The sequence below is a fragment of the Alteromonas sp. 5NW40-0090 genome (assembly GCF_057552975.1).
Genome location: NZ_BAAJLT010000012.1, coordinates 135,638 through 154,497 on the forward strand (window position 1 = coordinate 135,638; position 18,860 = coordinate 154,497).

Below are 18,860 nucleotides of genomic sequence, written 5' to 3' on the forward strand. Positions count from 1 at the left end.
AAAACCAAACATAAAGCGATAAACGTGCACAAGAGTATTCACCATCAGTCCTGTCAATAAGAGAAAAATACATGAGCAGACCAACTCTCGATATTTTAAGTTTAGCGTTAATTGTAAGCGCTTCCATGCTTTTGAGCGGCTGTCAAAATGATGACGAAGCTATAGGCGGCCAGCTTGAAAACCCACCTCCTCCTACCTCAGCAAATTTCGAGCTTGTTTGGGCTGATGAATTCGACGGCTCCGCTGTAGATACGAGCAAGTGGGAAATTCAAGTCGGAGACGGCACATCAGTAGGATTACCGCCAGGGTGGGGTAACAACGAACTACAATACTACACTGCCGACAATATCACTGTAGAGGATGGAACTTTAGTCATTGAAGCACGTGTTGGTGACTCTCCAGATCCTAATTTTGCCTACACTTCCGGTCGCATGCGAACTCAGAGCTTGTTCGATTTTACTTATGGTCGAATAGAGGCGAGTATTAAAGTTCCCGAGGGTGTTGGACTTTGGGCCGCTTTTTGGACCCTCGGCAGCGATCCTTCGCCATTTGGAGAGTGGGCAGCGCGTGGTGAGATAGACGTCATGGAAAGCTTTGGTCAGGCTACGCCATTTGTCGTAGGGACAGCTCACTTTGGTCAGCGATTTCCACTGAATGTAAGCGAGTCTAAAACCTACGATATCGACCCTACTGACGGTTTTCACCAATACGCGGTTGAGTGGGACTCACAGCGCATTCGTTGGTTTGTAGACGGTGATCACTATTTCACTATCAGCAGAGATACCTATTGGAATTACTACTTCAAAGACCAGATGGAGGGTTTTCTTTCTGGTGAGGACGATGCGCCTTTTAATGAAGACCAACACCTTATTGTTAATTTGGCCGTTGGAGGCAATCCTGCAGGTGTCCCTAATCCCAATGACGCAGACGTATTTCCTGGGCAACTTTTGGTTGACTATATCCGTGTTTATCAATGCCCTCTACCACCTGTAGGCGATGGTCTTGGATGCGAAAATAGTATTGATGAGGTAGACCCGTTTGTTATCACCCAAGGAGGCGACGGTACGCCGGCCCCACAAGATGTAGTCGTAAATACTTTCCCTCTGTATGACGACGCGCCGGGCGTGTTATTTAGCGGCACTAACAGCGAAAGACCTTTGGGCATCGGTGTTTTCGACAATGACGGTGCGCTAACGGTTGCTGAAGTCGAGTCAAATGACACGACGAGAGGTACGGTAATCGAGGTCACGACCAGTGGCGGTGGAAATATCCAAATAAACGACCCAGAAGGCAATACCTTCGAATTGTTTGGAATGGGTAGAGCCGACAACAACGAGTTTTATGGCGGCGAATTAAAATTTGACGTGTACATCGACGGTGCCGACACACAAGCGACCGCGCTGCAAGTGGGCGTTGACAGCGGCTTTCCAAATATTGGATTTACTCAAGTGCCGCTTGCTAACCTTCCTACTGATGAATGGACATCAGTATCGCTAGCACTAAGTGACGTTATCCAGAGCAATATTGGTGCCTTTGGCGGCGGTCCAATGAATGTTGAGGAAGTCGTAAACCTCATTGTACTTGAACCAGTAGGCGGCGCTGCGAAAATGCGGTTCGACAATATACGACTCGTATGCGGAACTCCACAATCTGAGCCGTGTGGTATTGTTCGAATTACTACCGTACCGCAAAACGTATTTATAGATGAGGTTGACCCTTTCTGGACCTTCGGTATCGGCGCAGTTGATAGCGGTTCTGGTTTTGAAACCTACACCGATGGTAGCAACCCCGATGGTGTTAATAAAATAGAATGGGAAATTGTCACCAGCGACGATGCATTACGAGACCAAGTTATCGATATCACCTTCAATGGCGATGGAGAAAACGGCGTATGGTTTATCGCAACAGACCCTCAGAACTTAGCAGGCTACAATAACGGCGCAGTGGTGTTTGACTTGTTTGTCTCAGACTTTGGTAGCGACACAAACACTATTACGATGCAAATAGACTGTGTGTTCCCGTGCACAAGTGGACCACAAGACTTGGGCCGACCTGCTGATGGTGAGTGGCAGGAAATTGAAATTCCTCTTAATCAACTTATCAACGCTGGACTTAACACCACGACAGTCAGTGCAGGTTTGGTGCTTTCAGTTACGGATGTTAATGCCACCACTTCGTTCACTATCGATAACGTTCGTTGGGAGCCGTTTACCGATATCGTGGAAGAAGAAGTGCTACCGCTAAGTTTTTATGCGGATTTTGAAGGCGTTGACCCTCAAGCCACTGCATTAGGTAATAACTGGATGAGTTTTGGTACAGCTTTTACTGCTGACGGAAGCTTTGTTTACAACTATGGTGCACCATTTGGTACCCCTCTCAACTCTAATAGCTTTGCTAATATTGCCGTGGGACAAGGCGATGCTGCGCAGGGCACACAACAGCTGGTATTGTTTAATGATTATAACAATGCCGATCATGGTAATGGCTTATTTATAGAAGCGGCAACGTTCCAACAATTTAATTTGGTTGCGGAAGACGCCGGTACTTACACCTTTAGCTTTGATGCAAGGACACCAAGCGAAGGCGCAATTGCTGACCCTACAATAGCCACCGCCTATGTACAGACGTTAGATCCCAGCAATGGATTTTCAACCACCGCAAGGGTAGAAATTGACCTGTCGGCAATATCAGGTAGCGCCTGGCAAACTTATAGCGTCAACTTTGACATTACTGACGCCATGGCAGGCCAATTACTAGAGTTTGGTTTCACCTCTAGGACAACCAACTTTGCGCCTTCAGCCATCATTGTTGATAACGTTGACTTTGATAAGGCACTACCTGGTGTGTTCTACGAAACAGATTTCGAATCTGGTAACGCCGGCGCAGGGGAAATTGGTGACGGATGGCTGAGCTTTGCAGCGGTATTTGCTGACGGTAACTTCGCCTATAGTTACGGTCCATTCCCCTCCCCCAATAATACAGGCGGATTCACAAGCTATGCCTCTGGCGAAGCCGGTGAAGCGCAAGGTACTCAGTACTTAAACGTATTCAGTGATTACAATAACGGTGACCACGCTAATAGCTTGGTGATTGAAGCAGCGAGTTTCCAGGAGACCGTGTTCAGCGCGTCTGACGCCGGTACCTACGTATTCTCATTTGACGCTAAAGCACCGTTTGAAGGAGGGATTGCCCCACCGACGACAGCCTATGCCTACATTAGAGTACTCGACCCTAACAACGGTTTTGCTTCGAGTGTGGATGTGAGAGTTGATGTAAGCGAGGTAAGTAACACTGAGTGGGCGCGCTACACTGTGGAGGCGACACTAGACGAAAGTCTAGACGGTCAAATCCTGCAATTTGGTTTCTCTAATTCAGCTACTGACTATAACCCTAGCGGTGTCTTCTACGACAACGTTAACTTCTCCATCGTGGAATAGGGAGGTCGAAAATGAAATTTTTTAATCGAGATTTTAATGACATGCCAATAAATACAACATCGGTCTTCGCAGAAAACCTGATAAGAGCATTTGGACGCTGCATTTTGGCCTCTTCCATCGTTTTTGGTAGCGCATCAACGCTTGCTCAAGATTCAGAGAAAACTGAGGAAGAAAAGAAAGCCGACTTAGAGCGCATTGTGGTAACTGTAGAACGTCGGTCACAAGACATTCAAGATTTGGCAGGAACGGCATTTGCTTTTTCTGGCGAAGACCTAAAAGCGCAAGGTATCCAGGATATTACCGATATTTCTGAGTCTATTCCCGGTTTAGAAATCGGTAACAATCAGGGTAACGTTGAAGTATGGATTCGAGGGATAGGAAGCTCTAATAACACAGAGCTCGGTGACCCGGCTGCGGCGACGCATTTAGACGGCGTGTACATACCACGCCCCTCTGGTATCGGTTCAGCGTTTTTCGATATATCTCGCGTTGAGGTAAACGTTGGTCCTCAAGGTACACTGCGCGGAAGAAATGCGACCGCTGGCTCTGTCAATATCATCCCTTGGCGCCCAGCTATTGGTCAGTGGAATGGCAGTGCCGAAGTTGAGTTCGGTAATTACAACCATCGAACGGTAACCGGCGCATTAAACATTCCCGTAAATGACGTGTTGGCCTTTCGCGTTGCCGGTATCAAAACCGACCACGACTCGTATTACAATGATGTTGGCCCACTGAATCTTGAACTAGCGGAAGCCGCTGATAATCTAGGCTTAAGGCTTCAAGCGCTTTACGAACCTAATGACGACTTAAGCATTTACATGTCTTACGACTTTGCTAGAGAGCAAGGCACGGGTTACACCGGCACAAACTACGCCTTGCCACTTGGTCTTGGCATAGACCCTGACACCATTGAAGACCCTCGTGACGTAGTGGGCCGCGGTTTTTCTCCCATCCAAGATACTATTCACGATGGCTTCAAGCTTGAGGTCACCTATGACTTAGGTAAAGTTAAGCTGGAATATAATGGAAGCTATCGCGACCTAATTTACGACTATCAAGCCGCAACGCCATTATCACCGGACTTCCCTGGCGTTTTCGATGCCCTCGCCCCGTTAGATCAAGCACTTGACGATTTCTCTCGTTTCCAGTTTTTAACTGATTCTGAGTCAATCATCCACGAGCTACGTGTATTGTCTGACGACGATGCAAGCCGACTCACCTACACTGCTGGCATCTTTTTGTTTGACGAACGTCAACAAACGTTCCTAGCATCAGCGGGGGATCGCGGCGGCTTTTTTCAGGGTGCTGAATTTAATCAGCCAAACACCGATACCGATTCATTCTCGATATATGGTGACGCCACCTACGAGTTCAGTGCGGATACACGCCTAACGTTAGGCTTGCGTTACACCAAAGATACTAAGACGCGACAAGGTGTGAATGCGCGCTACGCTTTTGCGCTCGGTGGCTTTGATGTTAACACCGGTAATCCGTTTGGTTGCTGTATGGGTGCCAGAGTAGGCACCGAGGGCTTCCAGTTCGCTGGGTTTGGGCGCTCTATTTACGATCCAGATCAAAATGGAGATGGTAACGTCTCTGATGACGAATTCTTAGCCTTCTACTTTGACGGTATCGCTCAGTTTGGTGACAGAGACACCCTTGACGATATCTTTGCTAATGGCGTTACCCAAGGCGGCGCAGAAAACCGCCCTGCCTGTTCAGACAGTGATGTCACCGATGGACTTATCTGTAATGAAGATGGTACTCACTCCTTCGCAGTACCTATCTCGCCAAACAATTCAATAACCGTGCAGGATGGTCGTATAGACAATGAGTTTGTGGACTGGCGTATCAGACTTGAACATGACTTAAACAACGATCAATTGTTGTATGGTTTGATTGCTACAGGTCACAAATCAGGTGGATTTAACGATACATTTAGCGATCCGACAACTGGGTTAACATTGGCTCCAACCTATCAAGAAGAAAGCGTTACATTGTTCGAGGTTGGCTCGAAGAATGAGTTCGATCTTGGTGATATTCCTACCACCTTTAATTTCTCGGCGTTTTATAATGATTATCGCGACCAAGTGTTTACCAACCTGCTATCGGTTGAACAAGCCCTTGAGTTCAACTCTGGCGCACCTGTTGACCCACTTGATGCAACGCCAGGAGCTCTGGTAGTGTCGTTTAGTTTTAACGCTGCAGACTCAGCAATTTATGGTATGCAGTTCGACGGTAAGTTTGAGCTACCTTACGACATTAACTTTAATTGGACTGCACTTTGGCTAGAAGCGGAGATTGAGAATAGCCAAGAAATACAGGATTCTCGTTTTCAAGCCGACGTAGCGCCAGACGAAGCCGTATTCCAGTCTATTGACGGTAATCGTCTGCCTCGCACACCGCGCTTCCAGCTTAACGCTTCATTAAGTCAAATTTTTGATATAGGCAGCGGCACCCTCGATTATGTTATATCAACAGGGTGGCGCGACTCTCAATTCTTGACCATATTCAACAGCATTGATTATCAAAACCCTGATAACCCTCGTCGCCGACTGGACGATTCTGTCGATGCGTATTGGACAGTGGATGCGGGTATGGGCTATACCCATGGCGATGGTGCACTTCGTGTAGAAGCTTTTGCGAACAACCTTTTTGATGAAGTGCGTACCGCTGCAACAATTATTACCCAGTTTGACAACACACGCTTTTTTACACGCCCAAGAACGTTTGGCGTGCGCGTAAGGTACACCTACTAATGTAAGTGTTGAACAGCAGCGAAAATCGCTTAGTTTTAAATTAAGCAAAACCAACGCGCATATAAACCGAAAGGAGTATGCGCGTTATTTTTTGTTATTCTTAAACGTAGCCACTCTGCTGTATTTTCGACGCAAATATGATTAAAGGAGAACAATGTGCAACGTTTCCCCATCATTGGAAGTCTGCTATTTATATTCACTATGTTATCAGGTGGCGAAATAGCCGCGAAGCCAGTGCACGTAGAAGTGAGTAAGCTCCCTGACGGGAGCTATAGCTTGTTACGCGATGGTAAGCCGTATTTAGTTAAGGGTGCCGGCGTAGACGGTGCCGATCTTGCCACTTTGGCTGCGCACGGAGCCAATTCAGTCCGAACCTGGTCGATAGACGGTGGAGCAATGCCTGCCCAAGCTTTATTAGATAAAGCCCATGAGCTTGGAATGACCGTCTCCTTAGGCATTGACTTCGCTCGTGAACGACATGGCTTCGATTATAATGATGAACAAGCTGTCGCTATACAGCTTGAGAAGGTAAAAGCCAGCGTGCTGGCTCACAAAGACCATCCTGCCCTACTAACTTGGTTTATTGGAAATGAGCTGAATTTTGATTTTACTAACCCAAAAGTGTACGACGCGGTTAATGAGGCTGCAGAGTTGATTAAGTCAATTGACCCGCATCATCCAACCACAACCACCATTGCCGGGTTTGACAAAAAAGCCATGGACGCAATTATGCGCCGTGCTCCGTCCCTCGATTTCGTTAGTTTTCAGCTTTATGCTGACGTGGTCAATCTTCCTAAATATATTGAAAAGTATGGCTATGAAGGTCCTTACATGATCACTGAATGGGGCGCAGTGGGTCACTGGGAAGTATATGAAACTAAATGGGGCGCCCCAGTTGAAACTACCAGTTCTGAAAAGGCCAGCAACTACGCGAAAAGCTTCGTAAAGGCAATTGAGCCGGAAAAGAAAAAACTCATTGGCAACTATGTTTTTCTTTGGGGGCAAAAGCAGGAACGCACAAGCACGTGGTACGGAATGTTTCTCGACTCAGGAGAGCGCACCGAAGCTATAGATGTGATGCACTATATCTGGAAAGGAAAATGGCCTGAAAATCGTACACCTAGGGTAAGTCCCATTGGTTTAGATGATAAAGTAGCGTTTGATAATGTTTTTCTCTTTTCCGGCGACAGTTATGAGGCAACGCTCAACGCGGTGGATCCCGATGGCGATCCCTTGCAATTTAGATGGGAAGTGAGAAAAGAATCCACAGCGACAGAAGTGGGTGGCGACCGTGAAGTAGTGCCAGAGGAAGTATTAGGGCTGATAAAGAACCCTGAAGCACAGAAAATAATATTGAAAGCGCCAGAATCGCCTGGGGCTTATCGGTTGTATGCTTTTGTTTATGATGGAAAAGGTAATGCGGCACATGCGAACTTTCCCTTTTTTGTGAAATAGAAAAAGCGCGAGCGCGTTTTTACATCTATAGGGTAACTACGCGCTGGCTCTACAATTAAACAACGTTTATATTACTCTCTCTGTCTCGCTAAACAGGCGTCTTTTGCCCTACAAGATTTGACAACATAGCAACGATTAATCGTAACAATAACCATCAGCCTTCTAGCAATTATTCTGACTAGCTTTCATGCTCATCATTGGTGCTAGCAGCATTTCCCCACACATTTTCGGGTATATCTCTAGGTGCTGCAGGAGCAAAATCTTCCGCAGCCGCCTGCTTCTTCTCTTGATTTGACCATTTAACGCGAATTTTTTTCCCGTCAATAACCTTTGCATTCAGCGCTTTAATGGCATTGTCGGTTTCATCTTGCGTGCTCATTTCTACGAAACCAAAGCCTTTAGATAAGCCAGAAGCCTCATCCATCACCAAGTCACAAGATGCTATGGTGCCAAACTCGAAAAACAAGTCTTCAAGATTTTCCTGAGTAAATGTTTTAGGTAAATTGCGAACTAATATGCTCAAGTTTATGTCCTACTTTTTAGGTGATTATGGATGAATGGGTGTTATTAACTTTCTTGGTTACGCAGAAACACAAGTTCCGTTGATGAACTTTGTTCTTCGCTAAACACATACCCATCTACGTCGAAGTTTTTCAGACCTTCTACGTCTTCAACACGGTTTTCAAGAATATAACGCGCCATTAGACCACGGGCTTTCTTCGCAAAGAAACTGATAATTTTGTACTGACCATTCTTGAAGTCTTTAAACGTTGGCGTAATAATCATGCCATCTAAAGACTTTTTCTTCACTGATTTAAAGTACTCATTTGAAGCGAGGTTGATCAGCACGTTGTCATCCTGTGCTTCTAATGCTTTATTTAGCACATAAGTAATGCGATCACCCCAAAACGCATACAAGTCTTTGCCTTCTGGATTTGCTAATTTAGTGCCCATTTCTAAGCGATAGGCCTGCATTAAATCTAGTGGACGAAGTAATCCATATAGTCCAGACAGAATTCGAAGATGTTTCTGCGCATATTCTACTGTTTCGCTATCAAGCGAATAGGCATCTAATCCAGTGTAAACGTCGCCATTAAACGCATACATCGCTTGGCGTGCATTATCAGGAGTAAACGGCGTAGAAAACTCAGCAAAACGGTTGGCGTTCAATGTTGCTAACTTATCACTTATCTTCATCAGCGATGATAAGTCAGCGGGCGATAGGGTGCGGCAAACTTCCATCAAACGTTCAGTGTCTTCAAGCATGGCAGGCTGAGTAAACTTACTCACAGGAACTTCGCTTTCAAAATCTAGGTTTTTTGCTGGGGATACTACAACTAACATTTCGACTCCTTAATTTTTTATACCAATCCGCATAGATAATTGCCCACTCAGAAGGCGCTGGCAAGTTTCCTAGCGAAGCGTGGGAATGCAGGAATGGCTGTTCCCTTTCAAATTCCCAGAATGAAGCTAGGAAGCTTGCCAGACCTTCCCGAAGGGCGAGTTTAAAATGCCCGTACTCTTTGTTGTGCCACCTTGATGTAGAACCACTATACCTGCGGTAACACGCCGCGATTACGAACATTTTAACTCTCGCTGAGTGGGTAATGATCTATGCGGAATGGTATTTCTCTTTATTGTACCACCTGATACGCTTCAAAAAGCAAAATGGCATAAGAAAGACGTAAATTGGCTTAACAGAGAAATCCGATTAGCCATTTTGTCGCTATTGTATGTATGAATTGTCACACGGGTTTGATATAAATAGCGTTACAAATAATTATTCAAACAATAATTGAGATACTCCCTCTGTGAACGTACCTCAATTACCATAGCGCTGCATGTACCAGTACTGTTTTTAAAAAATTAAGGTCTGGTAAAAAGAACGCAAGCGCGAAACCCTACACACGCGCAAGCGAACCGTTTTATTCAACTGGCTTTTCCAGCGAGTTGTCCAAATTTATTTTGATAAAGAACAGAGAGAATTATGAGCAATCAGTTAGCTTCATTACGTGATATCACTACCGTTGTTGCCGACACGGGCGACATCGATGCCATTAAAAAGTATCAACCAGTCGATGCCACAACTAACCCGTCGCTACTTTTAAAAGCGGCTGGTCTTCCTCAATATGCAAGCCTAATTGATGATGCTGTAGCATGGGCAAAACTTCAGTCAAACGACGCCGACCAGCAGCTTACCGATGCAGCAGACAAACTAGCGGTAGCGATTGGTAAAGAAATCTCTGCAACGATTCCAGGCCGAATCTCGACTGAAGTAGACGCACGCCTATCATTCGACACTGCCGCCACTATCGAAAAAGCGGAACGTTTGGTTCAGCTATACGAAGACGCGGGTATCGATAAGTCACGCATTCTTATTAAAATTGCTTCTACTTGGGAAGGTATCCAGGCAGCAGAGGAACTGGAGAAAAAAGGCATTCAGTGTAACTTAACGCTTCTATTTAGCTTCGCCCAAGCACAAGCTTGTGCAGAGGCCGGTGTTTATCTTATCTCTCCATTCGTAGGGCGCATTTTAGACTGGTACAAAAAAGCGACCGGTACTGAGTCATACGCGCCAGATGAAGATCCAGGTGTAGTATCTGTAACTAAAATTTATAACTACTACAAAGAGCACGGCTACAACACGGTTGTAATGGGCGCAAGCTTCCGCAACATTGGTGAAATTCAAGCGTTGGCAGGGTGTGATCGTCTAACCATTAGCCCAGCCCTGCTAGAAGAACTGGCAAACGAGCCTGGCGAGTTAGAGGTTAAACTTAAAGACAATGGCGCGACAAAAACACCAAGTGACCGCTTAACAGAAAGCGAATTCCGCTGGGCCATGAACGAAGATGCAATGGCAACCGAAAAGCTTTCTGAAGGCATCCGAAACTTCGCCGCAGATCAGGAAAAACTTGAAACTATGCTTCGCGAAAAACTAAGCGCATAAGGGCTATTGAAACAATGAGTGTTTTAACTTCTCTTCCTGAATGGAAAAAACTGTCTGAAATTGCTGCAACGGTAAAAGATGCGCACATGCGCGACTGGTTTGCACAAGATACAAATCGCGCGGACAAGATGCAGCTTGAAGCCTGCGGCATTTTTCTTGATTACTCGAAAAACCGTGTAAATGATGACGCGCTTAAAGGGCTTTTCGACCTTGCCCGAGCGTGCAAACTAGAACCCCTTCGCGACGCGATATTTTCTGGTGAGCAAATTAACTCAACAGAAGGTCGCGCTGTGCTTCACACCGCACTTCGTAATTTCTCAGACCGTAAAGTACTGGTAGATGGCGAAGACGTAATGCCTGAAGTGCATGCTACGCTTGCCAAAATTGAAGCGTTTACGGCATCGGTTCACAGCGGTGAACACAAAGGTTATACCGGCAAGCCTATCAAGCACATTGTAGCGATTGGTATTGGTGGTTCGTTCCTTGGTCCTAAGATTATGACCGAGGCACTTAAGCCGCATACGGTTGATGCCGTAAAAGTTCACTTTGTTGCTAACGTTGACGGTTGCCACATTCACGATGTGCTATCTAGCATTGATTTTGAAGAAACTTTGGTGGTCATGTCATCAAAGTCATTCTCTACCCAAGAGACGCTTCAAAATACACTTACGGCTAAAGACTGGTTCTTAAAATCTGGCGGTACACAAGAAGATATCGCTAAACATTTTGTAGCCGTGTCTTCAAACGTTAAAGCGGCTACCGAGTTTGGTATTAGCGCCGACAATATTTTCCCTATGTGGGATTGGGTAGGCGGTCGTTACTCACTGTGGTCAGCTATCGGCTTACCTATCTCGCTAGCCCTTGGATTTGATAACTTCAAAGGCTTGCTTGACGGTGCGTTTGAGATGGACACCCATTTCACCACTGCACCACTTGAAGAAAACATGCCTGTATTGCTTGCGTTGTTAGGCGTATGGTACAGAAACTTTTTCGATGCACAGTCGCATGTTCTACTGCCTTATTACCACTATCTTCGCGGCTTACCTGCTTACGTGCAGCAGTTAGATATGGAAAGTAATGGTAAAGAAGTGACGCAAGAAGGTGAGAACGTAAACTACCCTACTGGCCCAATTATTTGGGGTAGTGAAGGTACAAACGGCCAGCATAGCTTCCACCAGCTTATTCACCAAGGTTCTGGCGTTATCCCGGCAGACTTCATGCTGCCCCTTAACGTGCCTAATCAGGACGACACACATCATGCCATGCTTGCGTCTAACTGCTTTGGTCAAACACAGGCACTAATGCAGGGTAAAACCTTTGAAGAGTGTTATGCAGACCTTGACGGTAAAGGCCTAGACGACGCTGAACGCAAACGCTTGGCCGCTCATAAAACCATGTCTGGCAACAAGCCTAGCAATACTTTCTTGTTTGATAGCCTTACGCCTAAAACACTTGGCGCGCTGGTTGCAATGTATGAACATAAGGTATTCGTTCAGGGTGTTATCTGGAACCTTAACTCATTCGACCAATGGGGCGTAGAGTTAGGTAAAGTACTAGGAAACCAAGTACTTGCAGGCATTCAAGGCGAGGCAGACAAAGATAATTTCGACGCTTCAACACAACAATTGATTGCCAAATTCAGAGCAGCGAATGCACCAAAATAAGGAAGGCGAGGTGATTTAAAATCACCCACTTGGTGCAAATAACAAACTGAACGGCTAGCTTTTTCGGAAGCTAGCCGTTTTTTGTTGCGGTTTTCATCGACTATACGACAGACACTTTTGATATCCGTAGCACTGTACAATTGATTACTAATAAAACAAATAGGATCAATTACATACAGTTATTGTTCACGCTTTAAACACACTGGACATTTCCTTACCCTTGTCATCATATCGTCACAATTTGTTAATAAAAGGTAAATTAAACTATTTTATTTTAGTGGCGGCTGTGATACAAAATTGTACAGAGGGAATTAAAAACAAAAACTCTGTATTAGTTGTAGTGGTATAAAAAGGAGATCCCAGTGGATAAATCAGATCTATTTGCCATGTTAGACATCGAAGCAAGCCCAGCAAAAACCAAAAGCAAAAAACGTAAGTGGAGAGAAATCGAAGCGCTACAAGATCGCTACAAATTAGAAAAAGAACTGGCTGAACTCGACTGTGGTTTCGAGTACGAGCTAGAAACACTGGAAAGATAAAACGAAGGCCGCCTGTTAAACAGGCGGCCTTTTTACTTTCTAGCGTGCTGTAAATGCTTCACTTGCAAGCATGGTGTCTCTTCGCGGGCTCTATGTAATAGCGTAATAGCTAAGGAATATGCTTTGTGCCAAAGTGCGGTCAGACCGTATAACATGGTCTTATAGCTATTTAGGCATTTATCTAATGAGCTATTGATAGGGCACTGACTAAGGCAACCACACTTGCTGTGTGGCTAGCTGCTATTTCTGCCAGTACTATATCTGCCAATTTATAGGTTCTTTGCCCTTAGCAATAAGGTATTCGTTTGTTTGGCTGAAGTGTTTGCAACCTAAAAAACCTCTGTGTGCTGAGAGTGGTGACGGATGAGGCGCATGTAAAACGTGGTGTTTTTCACGGTCTATGTGCTTACCTTTCTTTTGCGCGTGGCTTCCCCACAAAAGAAACACGACATTGTGGCAGTGCTCATTGACCACATCGATAATCTTATCAGTGAAAGTTTCCCATCCCCATTTCGCATGGCTATGCGCTTTGCCCTGCTCAACCGTCAATACGGTATTAAGTAATAATACTCCTTGCTCCGCCCATGATGTCAGTGTGCCGTGATTTGGCTCGGTGAAACCATCAATGTCAGACAACAGCTCCTTATACATGTTTTTAAGCGATGGAGGCGTTTTAACGCCGGCTTTTACTGAAAAACAAAGTCCATGGGCTTGATTAGGACCGTGGTACGGATCTTGACCTAAGATCACGACTTTAACTTCGTCTAGCGGCGTGTATTTCAGCGCATTAAATACAACAGGCTGAGGCGGGTAGATAACGCTTCCCGCTTCACGAGCGTGCTTCACGCGCTCAAGCAACGTAACAAAATAGTCTTTTTGCTTTTCATCACTAAGCGCGCTTTGCCATGTTGGAACCGCTGTTGTCATTACTTAAGCAGATCCATCATATGCTGCTTAAGTGCATCGTAAGACGCTGGCAAGTCTACCGCTAAGCTATCTTCGCCTGCTACATCGGCCAACGCTTTTGGTAAGCTGATAGGGTTACCTAACACGTTTTCAACGGTCTCTCTGAACTTAGCCGGGTGCGCTGTTCCCAAGAACAAACCAATTTCGCCGTCTTCTAAGTCGTGACTTACTGCGCGATAGGCAATCGCGGCATGTGGCTCGCTGGTGTAGCCTTGTTGAGCTAATTGACGCATAGCAAGCTGTGTATATTCTTCGTCAACCATCTCACCTTTAAGACACGCTTTGTCTATGTAACCACGCTCAATAAGCGCCTCAATACGCGGCCAGTTATTTGGTTGGCTAACATCCATTGCATTAGACATAGTTGCAACGGTCGCTTTAGGATCCCACTCGCCGGTTTTAAGGTAGCGAGGTACGGTATCGTTTAGGTTAGTTGCCGCGATAAAACGCTTAATTGGCAAGCCTAGCGATTTAGCAATCATGCCAGCCGTAAGGTTACCAAAGTTGCCGCTTGGTACTGAAATAACGAGCTGGTCACGCTTCTCTTTAGGCAGCTGACTTACCGCTTCAAAGTAATAGCAAACCTGCGCCAATAAACGGCTGATGTTGATTGAGTTTGCGGAGTTTAAGTGAAGACCTTCACGCACATCAGGATCGTCAAACGCGGTTTTCACTAACGATTGGCATGCGTCAAAGTCAGACTCTACTGCAACAGTGTGAATGTTTCCGCCTAGCGTAGTAAATAGCTTTTCCTGTAGCGCGCTGATTTTGCCCTTTGGAAACAAAATAACCACGTTGATGTTATCAATACCGTGGAACGCGTGAGCAACCGCGGCACCCGTATCACCTGAGGTCGCAGTTAAAATAGTTACTGGCTTCCCTTCACTAATACGCGACAGGGTTTGCGCCATAAAGCGGCCGCCGAAATCTTTAAACGCCAGCGTTGGGCCGTGGAAAAGCTCTAGGCAGTAAACGTTATCATTAACTTGCTCGACTGGTGCGCCAAAAGCAAAAGCCGTTTGAACAATTTCTTCTAGCTCGCCATTATTCAGCTCATCGCCAATGAGCGCGCGAAGTACTTCAACACTGCGCTCGACAAAAGGCTTTTCCAATAATTCGTCAATATTGTCTAGGGTAGGAATATGCTCTGGAAAATAAAGCCCTTGGTTTTTACCTAAGCCCCGCTTAACGGCTTCAGCAAAATTTGCTGTGTCCGATGAATCTTTTAAATTTACCAATTCCACTTGCTGTTACCTTTTTATGTGGGCAAGTACTTTGCCCTTTTAATCTTTTAAAAAATTATTGTGCTTTTAGGAAATCATTTGCCTTTAAGAAACCATGTACCTTAAAAAGCTATGTACCTTAAGAAACAATGGTGCCTTGGCTTGGTATTTGGCACACATGGCTAAAGCCATCTTCATTTTGAATGTAGTTCGCCGTTAAATATGCTGCGACTTTTTCCGCCTGCGCTTTGCTTGGGCATACGGCAAACACCGTTGGTCCTGAGCCCGAAATACCAAAAGCGAGCGCGCCCGCTTGCTCACTAAACGCACGTGCTTCATCAAATCCAGGCAGTAACGATTTTCTGTAAGGCTCAGCTATAACATCTTTCATTACCGACGCCGCCAAATCAAAGTTACCCGCATGCAAGGCATGAACAAACACACCTAACTGTCGCCCGAATGTTAGTGCCGTCGCCATATCCACTTGTTTAGGCAGGATATCGCGAGCAGCCGCTGTTGATACGCTTATACCTGAATAGCAAACGGCATAGTACCACTCGTCATTTAAAGGCAATGATAGCGTAACCGGCGCATCGCTACCTGTCATTAACGTCATACCACCTAAGTAACAGGGAGCAACGTTATCATAGTGAATACTACCGCTTATTTGTCCTTCTAGCTCCCCCATCATAATGAGTAGCGTATCTTCATCAAATGGGGTATTGAAGTAAGCATTTAGTGCTGCAAATGCTGCAACAATAGAACTTGCACTTGAACCTAAACCACTGCCAATAGGCAGGTTTTTATGCAGCGTTAGCGCAACAGGAGAGGTTGTTTTTCCAGCCCTTTCCATTTGCTCACAGAAATAGTGATAGCACTTAGTTACAATGTTGCTATCTGCATCGCTCGGGAGTTTATGCGCAAAGCGCCCCACCGTTTCTAATGAAAATGACTCAGCCGTCTTTATTTCAACTTCATCACCTAGCTTAGTGCCGTCAACAGGCGCAAGCGCTGCGCCCAATACATCAAAGCCTAGGCTTACATTTCCAATTGATGCCGGCGCAAAGGCCTTGAATACTTTCATATTATTTCTCTTACTTCGCTAGTGGCGCAAGCTTTTATACTAGCGCTTCTAATTAGCGCTTTAATTCAATGCCACAACATGTCTGGCCTAAGTCGCACCTTCGAATTTTTTACTTTAGCCGCTTATTCATTACGCCAAGCGAGCTAAGCGTTATTTAGCCCTTAGTGCGCCATTTGTTTCCACGGCATAGTACGCAGAATGTCAGCAAACACACCAGCTGCCGTTACCGTGCCACCCGCACCATACCCTCTGATCACGTAAGGGATAGGGCTGTAGTAGTCACTATTAATAGCCAGTGCGTTTTCGCCATCTTTTACCTGCGAAAGCGGGTTGCTCGCTGGTACAGCCTGAATGCTTACTTTGCATTTTCCGTCTTCAATACTGCCGATATAACGAAGTACTTTACCTTCTGCCTTAGCCGCTTCAACTTTCTCATTCATCGCAGCATCTAGCTCTGGAAGTTGGCGCATAAATTCGTCAATTGAACAGTCTTCAGCAAAACCTTTTGGCAGCACAGACTCAATATCAATATCAGATAGCTCTAACGCTAAATCAGCTTCACGAGCCATAATAAGCAACTTACGCGCTACGTCCATGCCGCTCAAGTCATCGCGCGGATCAGGCTCTGTAAAACCATTATCTTTAGCCGTTTGTGTCGCTTGCGACAAGCTCATGCCTTCTTCAAGCTTACCGAATACGTAAGACAAGCTGCCCGAAAGAATACCTTCAAAACGGTGAAGCACATCGCCTGCACTGAATAGTTTTTGTAGGTTGTCGATAACAGGAAGGCCTGCACCCACCGTAGTTTCATAAAGATATTGGCGGTTCGTGGTAAGTGCTGTTTTACGTAGCTTACGGTAGTAAGACATAGCGGAGGTATTTGCCTTTTTGTTAGGCGTTACCACGTGAAAACCGCTTTCCATCATATCTACGTATTGCTGTGCAATCGCTTCGTGACTGGTACAGTCAACAATCACCGGGTTTACCAAACTATTGTCGTTTGCGAACTGATGCAGGCGCTCTACACTCAAACCTTCACTTGCAGAATCAAGTGCCGCTTTCCAGTCACCGCTTAAATCAATACCTTGGCTGTTTAACAGCAGTTTTCGGCTGTTCGCAATGCCATATACCCGCAGTTGTACATTACGTTTAAGCAGTGCAGGTTGTTGCTTTTCTATCTGACCTAGCAGTTCAGTCCCCACGTTGCCACACCCTACTAGGAATACGTCGATGGTATGGCGGTCAGAGAAAAAATTCTGGTGAATGACCTTCACCGCTTTCTTAGCACGCTTGCTTTCAATTACCGTTGAAATAGAGCGCTCTGAAGAGCCCTGAGCAATAGCAACGTTGTTTACTCGCGCTTGGGCAAGCGAGTTAAAGAAACGCGCAGCTAACCCTTTAGTTTGACGCATTCCATCGCCAACCAAAGTAACAATGGCCAGGTCATGACGTACTTCAATGGGGTCTAGTAATTGGTTTTGAAGCTCAAGCGCGAAGGCATCTTCAAGTAGCGTTAACGCCCGGCTGGCGTCTTTGCTTTGAATACAGAAACTGATTGAGTATTCTGACGATGACTGCGTAATAAGGCTTATTGAAATATTGGCATTCGACATCACCTCAAACACTCGGCTTGCCATGCCAACCATGCCTTTTAGGCCAGGACCTGCAACGTTAAACATGGTGACGTTATCAAGCTGTGAAATACCTTTCACCGACGTCCACACCTCGCTTTTTTCATTACTGATTAGCGTACCTGGCGCAGCTGGGTTTAGTGTGTTTCTGATCAGACAAGGAATATGGTGTTGTGCAATAGGACCGATAGTTTTCGGATGAAGCACCTTAGCGCCGAAATAAGACAGCTCCATCGCTTCTTGATAGGTAAGCTTATCTAACAGCACTGCCCCTTCAACTTGATTCGGGTCAGCGTTATACACACCGTCTACGTCTGTCCAAATTTCACAGCAGCTTGCGTCAATACAGGCCGCCAAAATAGCCGCTGAATAGTCTGAGCCGTTACGCCCAAGCGTGACTTTTTCGCCTGCTTCGTTAACAGCGACAAAACCAGGCATAACCAAAAACTCACTGCCATCAGTAGGTACATCTGAAAAACGTGCTTTACTTAGCGATACGTCGGCAATACTGTCTAGGTAATCGCCCTCGGCAAGTACATATTTAACTGGGTCGATAACGCGATTTGCGATACCTTTAGCCGATAGCATAGCGCTAAAAAGCGTCACCGATATGTATTCGCCAATACTTAGAATACCAGCAGCAACATTATCTGGCGCAACACCAAGCAGCTTGATGCCTTCAAGATGCTGTTTTAATACTGACAAGTGACTATTAATGAATTCTACCACGCTTGCATGTGCAAACCCGTCGAGTTCTTCGTTTAGGTTGTTGGCAATGCCCGTAACCGTATCGTTCAACTTATCGAATAATGGCTGGAAATCTTCACCCGCGGCTGCTTGTTCACATAGTAGTGAAAGCGCGTTCGTTACCCCCTTTGGGGCAGAGAGTACAACCGCAGCACCGTCGGTTTGGTGGGTCGCCGTGCTAATTTCCATAACGCGCATGTATCGCGGTGCATCGGCTAGAGAAGAACCCCCAAACTTTAAGACTTTCATATGCTGCTCCTTAAGGTTACGCATGCTAAAACGTGTGTAAAAAAAAGCCCGCTCTGTGTTAGGCGGGCTTTCGTTGTCTTTTGCTTACTTGCACTAGTCAGCGACCGCCCTTTTTAAGGTGGTAATCAACATAATGGTGGTGCGAGTAAGTAGAATCTT

General features: G+C 45.7%; 12 protein-coding genes. 6 read left to right on the forward strand and 6 right to left on the reverse strand.

The annotated features are described in order from the left end of the window. The first annotated feature begins 71 nt into the window (after positions 1-71). From AC27KT_RS15580 to AC27KT_RS15590, 3 genes are all read left to right on the forward strand, one after another. A complete protein-coding gene (locus tag AC27KT_RS15580; RefSeq protein WP_487131458.1) occupies positions 72-3,437 on the forward strand; it encodes a family 16 glycosylhydrolase in 3,366 nt (1,121 codons plus the stop codon). Positions 3,438-3,448: 11 nt separating this feature from the next. Then, entirely contained in the window at positions 3,449-6,196 is a 2,748-nt protein-coding gene (locus AC27KT_RS15585; protein WP_487131460.1) for a TonB-dependent receptor, read from the forward strand. 156 nt (positions 6,197-6,352) lie between these two features. After that, the gene (locus AC27KT_RS15590; protein WP_487131462.1) at positions 6,353-7,651 is read left to right on the forward strand and encodes a glycoside hydrolase family 2 TIM barrel-domain containing protein; all 1,299 of its coding nucleotides are present in this window, start codon (positions 6,353-6,355) and stop codon (positions 7,649-7,651) included. Positions 7,652-7,829: 178 nt separating this feature from the next. Here AC27KT_RS15590 and AC27KT_RS15595 read toward each other — a convergent pair whose 3' ends face one another. Next, on the reverse strand, positions 7,830-8,174 hold the full coding sequence (locus AC27KT_RS15595) for an RNA recognition motif domain-containing protein (RefSeq protein ID WP_487131464.1): 345 nt from the start codon (positions 8,172-8,174) through the stop codon (positions 7,830-7,832). 44 nt (positions 8,175-8,218) lie between these two features. Then, on the reverse strand, positions 8,219-8,995 hold the full coding sequence (gene yaaA / locus AC27KT_RS15600; RefSeq protein WP_487131466.1) for a peroxide stress protein YaaA: 777 nt from the start codon (positions 8,993-8,995) through the stop codon (positions 8,219-8,221). A 643-nt stretch (positions 8,996-9,638) separates the two neighbouring features. On the opposite strand from yaaA, the gene tal reads away from it, so the two are divergent. From tal to AC27KT_RS15615, 3 genes are all read left to right on the forward strand, one after another. After that, positions 9,639-10,598, forward strand: a complete 960-nt coding sequence (tal, locus tag AC27KT_RS15605; RefSeq protein ID WP_487131468.1) for a transaldolase — start codon at positions 9,639-9,641, stop codon at positions 10,596-10,598. Positions 10,599-10,612: 14 nt separating this feature from the next. Continuing rightward, positions 10,613-12,262, forward strand: coding sequence for a glucose-6-phosphate isomerase (pgi, locus tag AC27KT_RS15610; protein WP_487131470.1), 1,650 nt, complete (start codon positions 10,613-10,615; stop codon positions 12,260-12,262). A 362-nt stretch (positions 12,263-12,624) separates the two neighbouring features. Next, the gene (locus AC27KT_RS15615) at positions 12,625-12,801 is read left to right on the forward strand and encodes a DUF3545 family protein (protein ID WP_012519516.1); all 177 of its coding nucleotides are present in this window, start codon (positions 12,625-12,627) and stop codon (positions 12,799-12,801) included. Between the two features lie 255 nt (positions 12,802-13,056). Here AC27KT_RS15615 and ung read toward each other — a convergent pair whose 3' ends face one another. The 4 genes from ung to thrA all read right to left on the reverse strand — a co-directional run bounded on the left by ung (position 13,057) and on the right by thrA (position 18,701). Next, on the reverse strand, positions 13,057-13,728 hold the full coding sequence (ung, locus tag AC27KT_RS15620; protein WP_487131472.1) for a uracil-DNA glycosylase: 672 nt from the start codon (positions 13,726-13,728) through the stop codon (positions 13,057-13,059). Then, complete coding sequence (gene thrC / locus AC27KT_RS15625; RefSeq protein ID WP_487131474.1) at positions 13,728-15,011, reverse strand: threonine synthase; 1,284 nt, start codon at positions 15,009-15,011, stop codon at positions 13,728-13,730. Before thrC ends, ung begins: the two co-directional genes overlap by 1 nt. Positions 15,012-15,129: 118 nt before the next feature. After that, positions 15,130-16,074, reverse strand: a complete 945-nt coding sequence (gene thrB, locus AC27KT_RS15630; protein WP_487131476.1) for a homoserine kinase — start codon at positions 16,072-16,074, stop codon at positions 15,130-15,132. Between the two features lie 161 nt (positions 16,075-16,235). After that, positions 16,236-18,701: a bifunctional aspartate kinase/homoserine dehydrogenase I gene (gene thrA / locus AC27KT_RS15635; RefSeq protein ID WP_487131478.1), complete on the reverse strand. Its 2,466-nt coding sequence runs from the start codon at positions 18,699-18,701 to the stop codon at positions 16,236-16,238. Between the last annotated feature and the right edge of the window lie 159 nt (positions 18,702-18,860).